Here is a 16,146-nt window from a genome sequence, read left to right on the forward strand (position 1 = left end):
AAGCCTATCTTTATAATGACGTCTTGCCTTGTAAATGATAAATATATTGAAAACAGCAGCCTTTACAATATATTTTAACGTGCTATACTATCTTCAATCGCTTTTTAGCCGGTAGGATTTCCTACACTCGCGAGCGGCTCAAAGTGAGGGGTATGAGCTAAATTTTAGATACAGAAAGAAGCGATTGAATGATGGCAACGTTTAATCCGGTTACGCCGGAATTACTGGAAAAATTACGAAACGTCGTAGGGGATAAGTATGTCAAGACCGATGAAGATTATTTGACGGCCTATCAGACTGATGAAGAAGGAAATTCGATTTACTTCCGCAAGCCCGAAGTCGTCGTATTTCCCGGCAGTACGGAAGAAGTAGCGGCGATCGTCAAGCTGGCGAACGAGTATTTGGTTCCATTGACGCCCCGTTCGGCCGGCTCCGGCGTCGCCTGCGGCGCTATTCCCATCTATCACGGCATCGTCGTCGAATTGGAACGCATGAACAAGATTTTGAAATTTGACGCCGACAATATGTACGCTACCTGCCAGACCGGCGTATTGACCGGCGATTTGCAGGCTGAAGCGCGGAAACATAATTTGTTGTACGCAGGCGATCCGTCCAGCGCCGAAAGCTGCCAGATCGGCGGCAACGTCGCCAACAACGCCGGTGGCAATAAAGCCGTCAAATACGGCACGACGCGCCACCAGATTTACAGCTTGAAAGTCGTTACGCCGACCGGCGATATCGTCACGCTCGGCGCGCGGTTGCAAAAGTGCTCTACCGGCTTATGTCTGGAACAGCTGCTGGCAGGCTCGGAAGGTATTTTAGGCATCATCACAGAGGTTACGGTCAAACTTCGCCCGCTGCCGCCGTATAGCTTCAACATGGTCTGCGTGTTTAAATCCGATGAAGAAGCCTTTGCCCTGCCGAATAAGATTTTAAAAGCCGGCATCGACCCGACGAGCATCGAATTTATGGATAACGAAGCATTGCAGCTGACCTGCAAATTCCTGGACATGAAGATGCCCCACGTCGACGACGGCTGCGACTACGTCATCGTTACGGTCGAATCGTTTAACGAAGATGATTCGGACCGCAAGATGGAACAGCTCTGTGACTTGGCGGAAGCTAACGGCTCTATCGATGAATTTGAAGCTGACGCCCGTATCTGGAAGCTGCGCAAGCAATTTGCCGAAGCGGCCCGCAGCGTCGACAAGATGTTCCAGACGGAAGATTTCGTCGTGCCGCTGGACAAGATTCCCGATATTACGAAACAGCTGCCGGAACTGCGCCGGAAATACGACTTGTACTGCGTCACCGTAGCCCACATCGGCGACGGCAACATTCACGTCTTGCCTTTGAATAATAAAGGCTTATCGCCGGAAGAATGGTTTAATAAAATCAAAGCTTTTCATCACGATTTGTTCCCCCGCGTATATGCCTTAGGCGGCAAAATGTCGGGAGAACACGGCATCGGCTTTAAGAAATTGGAAGAATTTGAAGCCTGCACGCCTGAAGGAGAATTAAAGATGATTCGGGCTATCAAAAAAGCCTTGGATCCGAATGATATCATGAATCCGGGCAAGCTCGTCAACGTCGGCTGAGAGCGCCTTTGCAGGGCATAACAAAGATAACGACAGGGTTTATACTTTTTAAATATATTCCCTGTCGTTTTTTATTACCTTACGGAATATCATAATATGTAAAGAAAGAATGAACTTGTGCCATATTTTCGCGGAAAGATAGTCATAAAAATGTTGATATAACCATACAAATAGATTATAGTTATATAAGGTAGATAATGAAGTAAATGGGAATGCGGTGTTCCCCGTTGTTGCAGTGGAGCTAGGGTGGTACGATGAAATATTATAGCCGTTTGAAGCCCCTTCGCCTGGAAGCGAAAATGTCCCAGGCCGATGTGGCGAAAGTGTTGAACTGTTCGCAAGTTGGATATGGAATGTACGAGCTGGGAAAACGAAAAATTTCCGTAGAAAAGCTCATGGTACTGGCTAAGCTGTACCATGTGTCGCTGGACTATCTCGTCGGCTTTACGGACGAACGGGAAGGCCGCAAGTCCTGGCACGACGAAGACGAATATATGTAAATCATGCGAAAAAGCGCTGCCCCTGATGGGAACAGCGCTTTTTTTATGCGTGTATTACGAATATAGACGATATTAGACGTTGAAACGGAAGTACGTAACGTCTCCGTCCTGCATGACGTATTCCTTGCCTTCCAGGCGGACGAGGCCTTTTTCCTTGGCGGCCTGTTCGCTGCCGCAGGCGATGAGGTCTTCATACGATACGATTTCGGCGCGGATAAAGCCCCGTTCGATGTCCGTATGGATTTTGCCCGCCGCCTTCGGCGCCTTCGTGCCCTTGACGATGGTCCAGGCCCGTACTTCGTCGGCGCCGGCCGTGAAGAAGTTGATAAGGCCCAAAAGGGAGTAGCTGGCTTTGATGAGCTTGTCCAGGCCCGATTCGGGAAGGCCCAGCTCTTCTAAGAAGACTGAGGCTTCGTCATCGGGAAGCTCGGCGATTTCCGATTCGATTTTAGCCGATACGGCGACGACCTGAGCGCCTTCCTGAGCGGCGTATTCTTCGACGCGCTTGACGTTCGGGTTGGAGTCGGGATCGCCTGCTTCGTCTTCGCTGACGTTGGCGATGTAAATGATCGGCTTCAGCGTGAGGAGATTCAAGTCCTTGACATGAGGGAGCTCGTCTTCCGTCAGGCCGGCTTTACGGGCCGGTTCGCCTTCTTCGAGAGCCGCCAGGACCTTTTTCAGGACTTCGTATTCCGCTTTCGCCGCCTTGTCGCCGCACTGGGCTACCTTGGCGATGCGGTCGGCCCGCTTCTGCGTCGTTTCCAAGTCGGCCAGGCACAGCTCGGTGTTGATGATTTCGATGTCGCGGGTTGGGTCGACGGAGCCGGCCACATGGGTAATATTGGAATCTTCAAAGCAGCGGACGACTTCGGCGATGGCGTCGGTTTCGCGGATGTGGCTGAGGAATTTATTGCCCAGCCCTTCGCCCTTGGACGCGCCGGCTACGAGGCCGGCAATGTCGACGAAGCGCATGACGGCGGGAATCGTCTTTTTCGGATGATACATGTCCGTCAGGACCTGGATGCGGTTGTCCGGCACTTCGACGACGCCGACGTTCGGTTCAATCGTGCAGAAAGGATAGTTTGCCGCTTCTGCCCCGGCTTTGGTAATGGCATTGAACAGGGTGCTCTTGCCGACGTTCGGCAAGCCGACAATGCCGACTTCCAGATTGGTACTCAATGGTTAAACCACCTTTTTATTTGAATAATTTTAAATCAGCAATACGTTTGACCGCTTCGATGGTGTTTTCCTTCGTGCCGAAGGCCGTCAGGCGCAGGTAGCCTTCGCCGTGAGGTCCGAAGCCGGAGCCCGGCGTCGTGACGACGTGGGCTTTTTCCAGGAGCAGGTCGAAGAAATCCCAGCTCTTCATGCCGTTCGGCGTCTGTACCCAGGCATAGGGGGAGTTCGTCGCGCCGTATACCGTGAAGCCAGCCGCTACCAAACCGTCGCGGATGATGTGGGCGTTTTCCATGTAGTAGTTGACGTCGGCGAGGCACTGCTTCTGGCCTTCCGGACTGTAGTACGCTTCGGCGGCGCGCTGGATGACGTAAGGCGTGCCGTTGAAGAAGGTGCACTGGCGGCGGTTCCACATGGGGTTCAGTTCGACTGCCGTGCCGTCGGCTTTATAGCCTACGCAGGCCTTCGGGACGACGACGTAAGAGCAGCGCGTGCCCGTAAAGCCGGCGCATTTGGAGTACGAACGCAGTTCGATGGCGACTTCCTTAGCCCCTTCGATTTCAAAAATGCTGTGGGGAACGTCCGGTTCTGTAATATATGTTTCATAGGCCGAGTCGTAGATGATGATGAATTTCTTTTCTTTCGCCGTCTTGACCCAGTTTTCCAGTTCGGCCTTGGACATGGCCGTGCCCGTCGGGTTGCTGGGGTTGCACAGGTATACGATGTCTACGTCTTCCGTCGGCGGTTCGGCCTTGAAGCCGTTTTCAGCCGTGCAGGGGAGATAGACGACGCCGTCGTAAATGCCCTTTTCGGCGTTCCAGTCGCCCGTATGGCCGAGCATGACGTTGGAGTCGAGGTAAACCGGGTATACCGGGTCGGCTACGGCGAATTTCAAATCGCTGCCGAAGATTTCCTGAATGCAGGCAACGTCGGTCTTTGCGCCGTCGCCGACGAATACTTCGTCGATGTCGAGGTCGATGCCGCGCGTCTTGTAGTCGCCGTCGATGATGGCCTGACGGAGGAAATCATATCCCTGTTCGGGGCCGTAGCCGCGGAACGTTTCGGCCTTGCCCATTTCGTCGACGGCCTTGTGCATCGCTTCGATGATGGCCGGAGCCAGGGGGCGCGTTACGTCGCCGATGCCGAGACGGATGATGTTTGCTTCGGGGTGCGCTTTAGAAAAGGCTTCTACTTTTTTCGCAATCGTAGCGAATAAATAGTTGCCGGGGAGCTTTAAATAATTTTCATTTACATGAGCCATGATGCGGAGCCCTCCTTATATAGCTTCTAATCTATAGTATGATTTGCATAATCTTTTACTATTGTACTACAATACGCAGTCCTTGCAAAGATTCGCCAAATAGGCTGGCTTATGATAAAATAAAATCATCATTATTCGATTCATAAATGAAACTATAGGGATGAAACAGTTTTTGTGATGTATGAGGAGATGAGGCGATGAAATTTGCGATTTTGATGGGGAGTCCGCGAAAGCACGGCAATACGGCCCAATGTCTGGAGCCCTTCTGCGACGAATTGAAACGGGGCGGCGCAGAATATACGCTGACCTGGCTGTACGACAAAAAGATAGAAGGCTGTCACGCCTGCCGCGGCTGCCAGAAGGACTGGTCTGATTTCAACTGCGTCATCGACGACGATATGACGGCCATCGCTGCCGACATAAAGGACAGCGACGTCATCGTCCTGGCGACGCCTATCTATTCCTGGTACTGCACGGCGCCGATGAAAGCCCTGCTGGACCGCTGCGTATACGGCTTCAATAAATATTACGGCGCCGAAGTAGGCCCGGCGCTGTGGGCCGGCAAGAAGGTCGCCGTCTTTACGACCTGCGGCTATAAGCCGGAGCACGGCGCGGACCTCTTCGCCGAAGGCGTACGGCGCTACTGCAAGCATTCCAGGCTCCGCTACGCCGGACTGTTTGCCGAGCGGCATTTGGGATATAAGACCGTATTCATGGACGAAGGAAAAGCGGAACGTGCCAGAGCCTTTGCCCGGCAGCTGCTGCAGGGATAAGCGGCATATCGGGGCGCGGAGCATTGACTTGCAGTGCGAGCCTTGTTATAATGCAGTTAGGCAAGACTATATAGAGAGTGTTTTGCACAGGTATGAAAAAGCCCATGAGATGGCGGTCTCATGGGCTTTTTGACATAATTACGGAAATGTCAATCCGAGACTAGTTGCTCAGTAACTGGAAAAGCATGTCTAGTCCTTTGCAAATGTAGTAGGCGGTTACATTTACCATGACAGCTTTCCAAAATAAATAGAGAGTGTTTTTTGGCACAGGCTTCACCCCCTTCCTGTTGCCAGGATGGAGCGAGCAACGGTCTTAGTATATCATGACGATTGCAGAATGCATAGCATGATACATGGGAATCTATTTGCGCACTGCATAACAAAATGATTCGTTATGCCGATGTCTTGTCTGTCTTCACGGAAGGCTGCTTTTGGCATATAATAATAGATGCCGCAGCAGGTAACATCTGCGGCGTATCTGGAGAGAAGGGATGCGAGAGCATGAAGTATAGGGAACAAAATTGTCTGATTGCGTATTTTTCTCACGCCGGCCAAAACTATGCCAGCGGGAAATTAGTCGATCTGACTGTCGGCAATACGGAGCGGGTGGCCCGCATGATACGGCAGTATACGGGAGGCGCGTTGTTCCATATACGGCGCGATATTCCCTATCCGTACGATTATAAAGAAACCGTAGCTGCCGCCAGACAGGAAAAGGCCGACGGCGCCCGCCCGGTTCTGGAACGGCAGCTGGACAGCGTTGCGCCGTACGACGTCGTGTTCCTGGGCTATCCGAACTGGTGCGGCACGATGCCCATGGCCGTGTGGACCTTCCTCGAATCCCATGACTTCGGCGGAAAGCTCATCATGCCCTTCTGCACTCACGAAGGCAGCGGCTGGGGCACCAGCTTGCAGGATTTGCACGACCTGTGCCCGACGGCGACGATTGGACAAGGACTGACGCTGTTCGGCACGACGATCCTCGATGCCGAAGACGACGTGCGCCGCTGGCTCCAGCAGTAAACGGCCCGTATACAGTTGACATACGGCACAACAAAAGCGCAGCTTTGTGGAATAACTCACAGAGCTGCGCTTTTTAGCACTGTAATTAATTATTTTGCTTATTTCCGTTTTTTGGTCTGTTTAATGCGGCGAAATTTTAGATTAATTTTTTGATTAATTGATTAATGGAAAAATCAGCAAAAACTGGTTCTATAATAAATAGGTGTTGAGGTAACGACAGACATCATATATCTGCCGCTACCCCATTTTATAAAAAAATGGACATACGACGAATCTCCTGTTACTATTAAAGCGACCAAACCCAATAAAAAGGAGATGTCCTATGTCCAATTTTTATTATATCGAAGAAATGCTCTCTTTAAAAGAGGCTGAAGTAACTTCTTTGGAAATGCTGGAAGATAAGCAGATTCTTCATCTGTCTATACCAAAGAAAGAACAGTGCTGTCCGCATTGTCATACCCGTACTTCCCGTATTAAGGATTACCGTTCGCAAACCGTGTTCATTGCCATTGTAAATGACCTTCCCGTATATGCGCAGTTTCGTAAACGGCGGTATAGCTGCCCGGCCTGTTATCGTACCTTCTATCCGTCGCTGTCGTTTGTACAGCCGTATCAGCGCCGTAGCCAGTAAGTACAGATGCTGATTCTCAAGGAATGCAGACAACGCCAGACCTTTACCTCCATTGCCGCCCGCTACCGAGTGTCTGTTCCTACAGTAATTCGCTATTTTGACCGCATACAATATGCTAAACCAACAAGACTGCCATGGCTGTTGGCTCTGGATGAATTCAAAGGCAACGCCCAAGGGCAGAAGTATCAGACGAGCATCACGAATCCCTTTACGCATAAGATTCTGGATATCCTGCCCAACCAGAATACGCAGGATATCATCAAGTATTTCCGTTCGTTCCCAAAGAAACAGCGAAACCGGGTGCGCTGGGTCATCATGGATATATCTAACCTGTTTCGGAAAGTCGTACAAGAAGTCTTTCCCAATGCCGTCATTATATGCGACCGGTTTCATATCATCCGACTGGTGCTGCGGGCTATGGAACGAGTACGCAAGTGGATCCAGAAATCATTCCCCAAGAAAAGCCGTTACTTCAAGCGGAATAAACGGATTCTGCGGAAAGCCGGCCATACGCTGACGCCGGACGAACTAGTATGCCTTGAGGAAATCCTGTCGCATTCGGAAGACTTATGGAAAGCGTACGCACTCAAAGAAGCCTTTTATAAGGTACTGGATATGAAGAGAACTCCGTATGCAGAACCAGCGCTGCAGGAGTGGCTGGAATTGGTCCGTTCTGCTGACCTGGAAGAATTTCAATCGCTGCAAAAATCGTTTACAGACTGGTTTGAGGAGATTGTAAATGCCCTCCCATGGTCCAATGGGTATACAGAAGGGTGCAACAATAAGATTAAAGTACTAAAACGGACCAGCTTGGTGAACTGACCCCCAAAAGTTAGACCAAAAATCTAACGATTGGAGGTCAGTTTTTTTATGGCGAAACACAGATATGAATTTAAGAAGCAACTGGTATCAGAATACTTGGACAATCAGGGAAGCTACGCTTCCATTTCACAAAAACATGGCATGTCGAGCAGTTGCCAGTTAAAAACGTGGGTTGCTGCCTACAAAAAATTGGGGGATACTGGGTTAAAACGATCTCGATCCCGGAAAGAATACTCTTTCGAAGAAAAGCTTTCTGTGGTAGAGTCTTACTTAACAAGCGAACTCTCGTATCAGGAACTGGCTCTTCAAATGGGAATCAACAATCCGTCGATGCTTGCCAGATGGGTAAATGACTTTAAAATAGCTGGGCCGGATGCGTTAAGACCGCACAGGAAAGGCAGGAAGAAGACATTGAATACATCGCAAGCAAAAGAAACAAAAGCACAAGTTCAGCATACGGAGGTTGATACCCGCGCAGAGCACGTGAAGGAATTAGAGGATGAACTTCTTAAACTCCGTATAGAGAATGCAGTTTTAAAAGAACTGAGGAGACTGCGGTTAGAGGACGAAGCAAAACGGAGAGGGTTGCGAACGTCATCTTCAGTCTCCGAGGACAATTCAAACTAAAAGATCTTCTCTCCTACACCGGCATGGCAAAGTCAACCTACATGTACTGGCAAAAACGCGTTGGCCGCGAAAATCCGGACAAAGAATTAGAAGATACCATACAGGAACTTTGCAAACAGCATACCACCTATGGCTATCGGCGAATCACGGGTGAGCTTACCAATCAGGGATGGTGCGTGAATAAGAAGAAGGTGCAGCGCATCATGCAAAAGCTAAGCCTTCAGGTCACTTGTTTTACGCGAAAGAGTCGCAGATACAGCTCTTACAAAGGTAAGGTGGGAACCATCGCTCCCAATAGAATACGCCGTCGCTTCCACACGACGGTTCCCCATCAGAAAATCACAACAGATACGACAGAATTTAAATACTATGAAGTGGATGCCCAGGGGCATCTGACGCAGCATAAGCTGTATCTGGATCCCTTTCTGGATCTGTTCAATGGAGAAATCCTCAGCTATAGAATAGGGCACCGTCCTTCGGCCGAACATATATTAGAAGCACAGGCGGAAGCGATCCGCATCACGGCGGATTGCCCCTATCGCCGAACCTTCCATTCCGACCAGGGTTGGGCATACCAAATGAAGGCGTACGTCCGTAAGCTCAAGCAAGAGCGGATTTTTCAAAGCATGTCCCGAAAAGGGAATTGTTTGGATAATGCGGTGATGGAAAACTTCTTCGGCCTACTGAAACAAGAAATGTACTACGGCGTCGTGTATTATAGCTACGAAGAATTGAAATCAGCCATCGAACAGTATATCAAATACTATAACGAACAACGAATCAAAGAAAAACTAGGCTGGAAGAGTCCTGTCAAATACAGGCTGTCCTTGTCCGCGGCATAAAAAAGTAACGAGATAGCAAAAACTACCTCGTTACTAAAGTCTAACTTTTTGGGGTCACATCAGAACCCCTTGTCACAAGGGGTTCCTGGTAATACGAAATTTGAAAAGCCGTTGTAAGACAGCATATTTTAGGGGAATTTGTGCCAATTGACCTGCCTCCAGGCAGCACAATTTGCGAAGAAACAACACGGGAAAATACATCTGAACAATTTACGAAATGGTACGTTGTACTGCTAAAGCCAACGCCAATTACGTCGGATTGACCGAAGATGTCGTTCTGGGTGAAAAGAATAATGACGAAACCTTTAATTCCGGCAGATTGACAGTCCAAAAAGATGACAAAGGCAACGCTATTACAATCAATAAAGAAGATGAAAACGGTGTTGGCGACGGTTTGGTTTACCGAAACGAAGATGGCACAGTCAACAAAGTGGATATCTATCTCGACCAAGGCGGTACGGTCATTCACAATGTGGCAGCCGGTACGGCAGATACGGATGCCGTCAATGTCAGCCAGCTCAACGAAGCATGGGATCAGATCAACAACAATACGACGGCTATTACCAACATCGGCAACAAAGTCGGCGAATTAGACAGCCGCATTGATGAAGTCGGCGCAGGTGCAGCTGCTTTGGCGGCCCTTCATCCGCTGGATTTCGACCCTGACGACAAGTGGGATTTCGCCGCAGGCTACGGCAATTACCGCGGTGAAAACGCTGTGGCTATCGGCGCATTCTACCGTCCGAATGAAGACACCATGTTCAGCGTCGGCGGTACTGTCGGCAATGACGACAACATGGTCAATGCCGGTGTGTCCTTCAAGATTGGACAAGGAAACGGCGTATCGACGTCCCGCGTCGCCATGGCTAAGGAAATCAAAGACCTGCGTAAGGAATTGGAAGCCATGAAGTCAGCGATGCTCGACGTCAACGCCGGCCGCAGACTGGATACGTCGAAGCTTCAGCTCTTCCCAGACGTGCCGCAGAACCACTGGGCGTATGAATACGTTGCGACCCTGGCTGGCAACGGCGTCATCGAAGGCTATCCTGACGGGAATTTCGACGGCGCTCGTCCCATGACGCGGTATGAATTTGCAGCTATGTTGTATAAAGCGATGCTCAACGGCGCGAAGTTATCCGATAAGATTTTGACGGAATTTGCGCCTGAAATAGAACGATTCACTGTCGACGTTGTTCACAAAGATAAAGACGGCAACCCGACGGTCGAACGCGTCCGCGTCGTAAAACGGGACGACGCAGCAAAATAAGCTTGCGTTTTTGACGCTGTATGTGCATACGGAACAGACACTGCCCTCGTTTGGCAGTGTCTGTTTGCGTTAAGCAGAAGATTACATCTGGGAGGTAGTATCGCTCTGCAAAATGTAGCGTCGAAGGCGTAACAACTGCATATACAAATAAATCCCTATAAAGCGATGGAGCTTTACAGGGATTGTTAGTATGCAAATGGATATATCGTTTTTTTATACTATATTGACAGCATGTCCACCTGTCAAGTATCATCTTAATACAGGCATGACGCATACAACGGCAGGCGGTTATGTCGCCCCTATCCATTTGAAATGAATGGGGGTGATGCCCATGAACGATACGAATCTTTTTTTAGCATTGCTTATCGTTTTAGTGCTTCTTATCCAAAAGAAATGACCGCCCTCTAGTCTCCAAACTTAGGCGGTCTATTTCTCGCTTTTTAGTATAGGGGCTATAACCGTTTGTCGGCGTCATGCCTCTTTTCATGTTTATTATATGCTGTCGGCCTCGTAGTCGTCAAGTAAAATCGAAGCGTTTGACGATGAGACGGCGGCGTGGCTTGCATTTTTATGTTTTTTTTGCTATTCTTTTGAAAAATGAAATATCGATTCGGCTGTTGCCGGACAGGGGGAATGACGTATGAATTATCCTGATTTGCGGGGATTGCTGGTGTGCCGGGAATTTTTGTCCGACCCGGTGTTGTTGATTATGGGGGAATATTTGCTGAGTTCGGACAACGTCAATAAGCGGAATGCCGCGGCTGCGGCGCTGCTGGCAGCGGCAGAACGGCTTGGCTTATCGGGGAATGTTTGGCGGCAGTATCTGCTGTATCTGCTGTGCCGCGGCAACAACATCGCCGCGACGGCTATCGAGGACTGCGGTTCCTACGGGGCGGGGCTGCTGCGGGCTTTGCAGAAGGACATGCATTTGCTGCGGCCTTACTTGCAGGCCAAGCCTTCCGATTTCCGCTTCGACGCCTTCTTGGACGACTACGAGCCTGCTGCTCCGAAGGAATATGAGTTCTTGCAGGCTTTGACAGAGGCCATGGAAGAGGCCGACGCGGCGCAGATGGCCGAAGCCCTGCTCCATCACTACAAGGCCTACGGCCGGGGCGATATGGCCCGGTATATGGCCTTTTACCTGCTGCCGTCAGGGGAGCTAAAAGGCATCGAGACATTCCGCCATCGCGAATGGGACGACCTCATCGGCTACGCCGTACAGAAGGAAAAGCTCCTGCGCAATACGGTCAATTTCATCGAAGGGCGGCAGGCCAACAACGTCCTCCTGACGGGCGCCCGCGGCACGGGGAAATCGACGGCCGTCAAGGCCTTGGTGTACAAATTTCACAAGGAGGGCCTGCGCCTCGTCCAGGTTGAGCGGGGGCAGATGAAGAAGCTGCCGCCTCTCATGGAGCATCTCAGCGCCATCAAGAGCAAGAAGTTTATCCTCTTTTTCGACGACCTGTCCTTTGATGAAGATGAAAAGGAATACAAATACCTGAAATCGGTCATCGACGGCGGCATTATCCCCCAGCCGGATAACGTGGTCATCTACGCCACGTCCAACCGCCGCCACCTGCTCAAGGAAACGTGGCGCGACCGGCGCGACGATCTGGACGAGGTATACCGCGACGACAGCCAGAACGAATCCATTTCCTTGTCGGATCGCTTCGGCCTCATCATCCACTACGCCGCGCCGACGCAGGACGAGTATCTGCAGATCATCGACCACGAGCTGCGCAAGGCCGGCGTCGCCCTGGAGGCTCACGAGCTGCGTATTCTGGGACTGCGCTGGGAAATGGAACATTCGGGCCGCAACGGCCGCATCGCCCGCCAGTTCGTCCGCTGGTATCTTGGAAATCAAACATAAAATAAACGTTTTACTTAACAAATGCAACGTTTAACTTTGATTTTTTAAGAAAAATGCAAGTAAAATGTATTGACAAACGGGACGGCATTTTGTAGAATAAGTTCAAGTTCTTCAGAAGGATGTCCTTCTGAGGGCGACATAGATGAAATCTGATGATGGGAAAGAGTAATTGCCTCAGTCAATTCACAGAGAGCCGGCGGGCGGTGCGAGCCGGTAATTGCAGGGCCGTGAAAATCATCCCGGAAGAGGAGCGCTGAAGTACGTATTAAGCGCTGACGATTTTTCCACGTTATAGGAAACGCGTATGTTGGTACGTTGTAGAGAGCCTGGGTCCAGTAATGGATTTGGGAATCAGGGTGGTATCGCGGAATTCAATCCGTCCCTCAGTGAGGGACGGATTTTTTTATTTCCCTATTGCAGTATTCTCTAAAGGCCAACGAAATCATTACTTGTTACATACAAAAGGAGAGATGTTCAAATGGCAAAGGTATTTTATGATCAGGACGTAAATTGGGATGTCATGCACGGCAAAAAGGTAGCCATCGTCGGCTACGGCAGCCAGGGCCACGCGCACGCGCTGAACCTGAAGGAAAGCGGCGTCGACGTCGTCGTCGGCTTGTACGCAGGCAGCAAATCTGCTGAAAAAGCAAAAGCCGCAGGCCTGGAAGTCAAAACAGTAGCTGAAGCGGTCAAGGAAGCGGACATCACGATGATCCTCATTCCCGACGAAAAGCAGGCCGACGTATACAACGCCGAAATCGGGCCGAACTTGAAATCCGGCAGCGCCCTGGCCTTTGCCCACGGCTTCAACATCCACTTTAAGCAGATCGTGCCGCCGGCCGACGTCGACGTATTCATGGTAGCTCCGAAGGGGCCGGGCCATCTCGTACGCCGTACCTTCGTGGAAGGCGGCGGCGTTCCCGACGTATTCGCCGTCGAACAGGACGCGACGGGCCAGTGCTTTGACATTGCTCTCGCCTATGCCCGCGGCATCGGCGGTACCCGGGCCGGCGTCATCCAGACGACCTTCCAGGAAGAAACGGAAACGGACTTGTTCGGCGAACAGGCCGTCCTCTGCGGCGGTATCTGCCAGCTCATCACCAACGGCTTCGAAACGCTCGTCGCCGCAGGCTATCAGCCGGAAATCGCCTACTTTGAAACGTTCCACGAAATGAAGCTCATCGTCGACCTCATGTACGAAGGCGGCATGGCCAAGATGCGCAAGTCCATCAGCGACACGGCGGAATACGGCGACTACACGGCCGGCCCGAAGGTTATCCCGGCTGAATCGAAGGCGGCTATGCAGAAGATCCTGAGCGATATCCAGGACGGCACCTTCGCCAAGGACTGGCTCCTGGAAAACAAGGCCGGCGGCCGGGCCCACTTCATGGCGATGCGCCGCCAGCATGCGGAACACCCGATCGAACAGGTCGGCGCGAAGTTGCGCGACATGATGCCGTGGCTTCATGAAAACGACACCAACGACTAATCATTCCAATACATAGAAAAGAGGGTATGTGCCTATGAAAATGACCGGAGCACAAGCGATCATCGAAAGCTTGAAACGTGAACAAGTACAAGTCGTCTTCGGCTATCCCGGCGGATCTGTTCTGACCTTGTACGATGAATTATACAAAGCCAAATTTCCCCATATTTTAACAGGCCACGAACAGGGCGCCGTCCACGCTGCCGACGGCTACGCCAGGGCGACGGGCAAGGCGGGCGTATGCTTCGCCACGTCGGGCCCCGGCGTGTGCAACATGGTCACGGGTATTGCGACGGCCAACATGGACTCTATCCCTCTCGTCGTCATCAGCGGGCAGGTCGCGACGACCCTCATCGGCCGCGATTCCTTCCAGGAAGCCGACATTTCGGGGATTACGACGCCTATTACGAAGCACAATTACCTGGTAAAGAACGTCAAGGACCTGCCCCGCGTGCTACGGGAAGCCTTTTACATCGCCACGACGGGCCGGCCCGGCCCGGTCCTCGTCGACGTAGCCAAGGACGTATTCGACGCCGAATTCGACTATGAATATCCCGAAACGGTAGAGCTGCGGGGCTACAGCGGCGTATATACGGGGCAGGCTTACGATATCGACCGCACCGTGGCGGCGCTGGAACAGGCGAAGCGCCCCGTCCTCCTGACGGGTGGCGGCATCATCCTCGCCGATATGGCCGCTCCCCTGTGGGACGTCGTCCAGAGAACGCAGGTGCCGGTCATTACGTCCCTCATGGGCAAGGGGGCCGTGCCCGATTCGTACGACGCCCATCTGGGCATGATAGGCATGCACGGCTCGTACGCCGCCAACATGGCCGTGACGAAGTGTGACCTGCTCATCGCCGTAGGCACGCGGTTTGACGACCGCATTACAGGCGACGTGGAAAACTTTGCGCCCAACGCCCAGATCGTCCATTTCGACATCGACAAGGTAGAAATCAACAAGATCGTCCATGCTGACATCAGCGTCAACGGCGACCTCCGCTGGTCCCTGCCGCTGTTTGACGAAAAGGTACGGCAAAGCGGCGTCGATTTCGCCGCCCAGTTCGCCGACTGGCGGAAGGAAGTCCTGGCCATGAACGAGGCTCATCCCTTTGCGACGCGGGACCTTCCCGACGCCGTATCGCCGCAGAAGCTGTTTGAAGCCGTCAACAGCCGTTTGGGCGCAGACGACTTCGTCGTCACCGACGTAGGCCAGCATCAGATGTGGGCCGCTCAGTTTTGCGACATTTCCAAGCCCCGCCACTTCATCACCTCCGGCGGCCTGGGAACTATGGGCTACGGCCTGCCGGCGGCCATGGGGGCTAAACTGGGATGCTCCGGCTCGACGGTTCTGCTGTTTACCGGCGACGGCAGCATCATGATGAACTGCCAGGAATTTGCGACGCTCCATAAGTACGGCGTCGACGTCAAGGTCATCGTCCTGCACAACAGCGTCCTCGGCATGGTAAACCAGTGGCAGCGCCTGTTTTATGGCCAGCATTATTCCCAGTCGGTCATCGCTGACAACCCGGATATTACGGCCGTATCGGGAGCCATGGGCGTGCCGGGGCGGACTGTCCGCAAGCCTGAAGAATTGGCACAGGGCCTGGACTGGCTCTTTGCCGCCGAAGGGGCGGCGCTGCTGGACGTCTACATTCCGGCCGATGAAAACGTATATCCCATGGTACCAGGCGGCAAGCGCCTGGACGAAATGGTCTTAGGAGGAGAAGCACAATGATGAGACAGCACTTGGCTATTTTAGCCGACAATAAACCGGGCGTACTCACCCACGTGGCCGGCCTCATCAGCCGCCGGGCCATCAATATCGAATGCATCAACGCCGGCTATACGGAAGAGCCGGACGTGACGCGCATCAACATCGTCGTATCTGTTGAAAACCGCTGGGAGCTCGACCAGGCCGTCAACCAGCTGGCCAAGCTCATCGACGTCATCAAGGTCGTCAACTTGGACGACGCGCCTCTCGTCAGCTACGAGCTGGCTATGGTCAAGGTAAAATGCGATACGCCGGCTGTGCGGGACGAGCTGACCAATATTGCCAACTTGTTCCACGCCAAGGTCGTCGACGTACAGCGCGACTCCCTTATTTTCCGCCTGACGGGACGGGAAGACCATATCGAGGCGCTGCTGCGGATGCTCGACGACTACGAGGTCATTGAAATCGCCAGAACGGGGCAGATTTCCTTGTCCCGCGGCGTCATCCCCGTCAAGCAGATGCGCATGAGATAATATACCCTATATACGAAAGGATAGTT

General features: G+C 52.0%; 14 protein-coding genes and 1 other annotated feature. Of the genes, 12 read left to right on the forward strand and 2 right to left on the reverse strand.

Features of this window, described 5'->3' with window-relative positions; all coding sequences use genetic code 11:
• Positions 1–188: 188 nt before the first annotated feature.
• Entirely contained in the window at positions 189–1,598 is a 1,410-nt protein-coding gene (locus CJ260_RS07515) for an FAD-binding oxidoreductase (protein ID WP_087477625.1), read from the forward strand.
• 254 nt (positions 1,599–1,852) lie between these two features.
• Positions 1,853–2,098 carry a helix-turn-helix domain-containing protein gene (locus CJ260_RS07520; protein ID WP_087477624.1) on the forward strand — a complete coding sequence of 82 codons (246 nt, stop codon included), beginning with the start codon at positions 1,853–1,855 and terminating at the stop codon, positions 2,096–2,098.
• 72 nt (positions 2,099–2,170) lie between these two features.
• On the opposite strand, the gene ychF is transcribed toward CJ260_RS07520, so the two are convergent.
• Positions 2,171–3,277, reverse strand: a complete 1,107-nt coding sequence (ychF, locus tag CJ260_RS07525) for a redox-regulated ATPase YchF (protein ID WP_095629745.1) — start codon at positions 3,275–3,277, stop codon at positions 2,171–2,173.
• A gap of 16 nt (positions 3,278–3,293) precedes the next feature.
• Positions 3,294–4,535 carry an LL-diaminopimelate aminotransferase gene (locus CJ260_RS07530; RefSeq protein ID WP_087477622.1) on the reverse strand — a complete coding sequence of 414 codons (1,242 nt, stop codon included), beginning with the start codon at positions 4,533–4,535 and terminating at the stop codon, positions 3,294–3,296.
• 197 nt (positions 4,536–4,732) lie between these two features.
• On the opposite strand from CJ260_RS07530, the gene CJ260_RS07535 reads away from it, so the two are divergent.
• From CJ260_RS07535 to ilvN, 10 genes are all read left to right on the forward strand, one after another.
• Positions 4,733–5,308, forward strand: a complete 576-nt coding sequence (locus tag CJ260_RS07535; protein WP_095629746.1) for a flavodoxin family protein — start codon at positions 4,733–4,735, stop codon at positions 5,306–5,308.
• Positions 5,309–5,809: 501 nt separating this feature from the next.
• Positions 5,810–6,331, forward strand: a complete 522-nt coding sequence (locus CJ260_RS07540) for a flavodoxin (RefSeq protein ID WP_095629747.1) — start codon at positions 5,810–5,812, stop codon at positions 6,329–6,331.
• Positions 6,332–6,653: 322 nt separating this feature from the next.
• Positions 6,654–6,962 carry a transposase family protein gene (locus CJ260_RS07545; protein ID WP_087477620.1) on the forward strand — a complete coding sequence of 103 codons (309 nt, stop codon included), beginning with the start codon at positions 6,654–6,656 and terminating at the stop codon, positions 6,960–6,962.
• Positions 6,963–6,968: 6 nt separating this feature from the next.
• Entirely contained in the window at positions 6,969–7,784 is an 816-nt protein-coding gene (locus tag CJ260_RS07550) for an ISL3 family transposase (protein WP_095629769.1), read from the forward strand.
• A 48-nt stretch (positions 7,785–7,832) separates the two neighbouring features.
• Positions 7,833–9,253 (forward strand): IS3 family transposase gene (locus tag CJ260_RS07555; RefSeq protein WP_095629748.1). Its coding sequence is split into 2 segments (ribosomal slippage): positions 7,833–8,400 and positions 8,400–9,253, totalling 1,422 coding nucleotides; the frame shifts between segments, so codons are not numbered across the junction.
• A 217-nt stretch (positions 9,254–9,470) separates the two neighbouring features.
• Positions 9,471–10,520: an S-layer homology domain-containing protein gene (locus CJ260_RS07560; protein WP_095629749.1), complete on the forward strand. Its 1,050-nt coding sequence runs from the start codon at positions 9,471–9,473 to the stop codon at positions 10,518–10,520.
• 640 nt (positions 10,521–11,160) lie between these two features.
• Entirely contained in the window at positions 11,161–12,390 is a 1,230-nt protein-coding gene (locus CJ260_RS07565) for an ATP-binding protein (protein ID WP_087477616.1), read from the forward strand.
• Positions 12,391–12,533: 143 nt separating this feature from the next.
• Positions 12,534–12,777: a binding site (T-box leader), on the forward strand.
• A 91-nt stretch (positions 12,778–12,868) separates the two neighbouring features.
• Positions 12,869–13,879 carry a ketol-acid reductoisomerase gene (gene ilvC / locus CJ260_RS07570; RefSeq protein ID WP_087477615.1) on the forward strand — a complete coding sequence of 337 codons (1,011 nt, stop codon included), beginning with the start codon at positions 12,869–12,871 and terminating at the stop codon, positions 13,877–13,879.
• A 34-nt stretch (positions 13,880–13,913) separates the two neighbouring features.
• Positions 13,914–15,611, forward strand: a complete 1,698-nt coding sequence (gene ilvB, locus CJ260_RS07575; protein WP_095629750.1) for a biosynthetic-type acetolactate synthase large subunit — start codon at positions 13,914–13,916, stop codon at positions 15,609–15,611.
• Entirely contained in the window at positions 15,608–16,120 is a 513-nt protein-coding gene (gene ilvN / locus CJ260_RS07580) for an acetolactate synthase small subunit (protein ID WP_198643509.1), read from the forward strand. The genes ilvB and ilvN overlap by 4 nt, the downstream gene beginning before the upstream one ends.
• Positions 16,121–16,146: the final 26 nt, after the last annotated feature.

The organism is Megasphaera sp. ASD88 (assembly GCF_002287425.1).
GTDB lineage: Bacteria > Bacillota > Negativicutes > Veillonellales > Megasphaeraceae > Megasphaera > Megasphaera stantonii.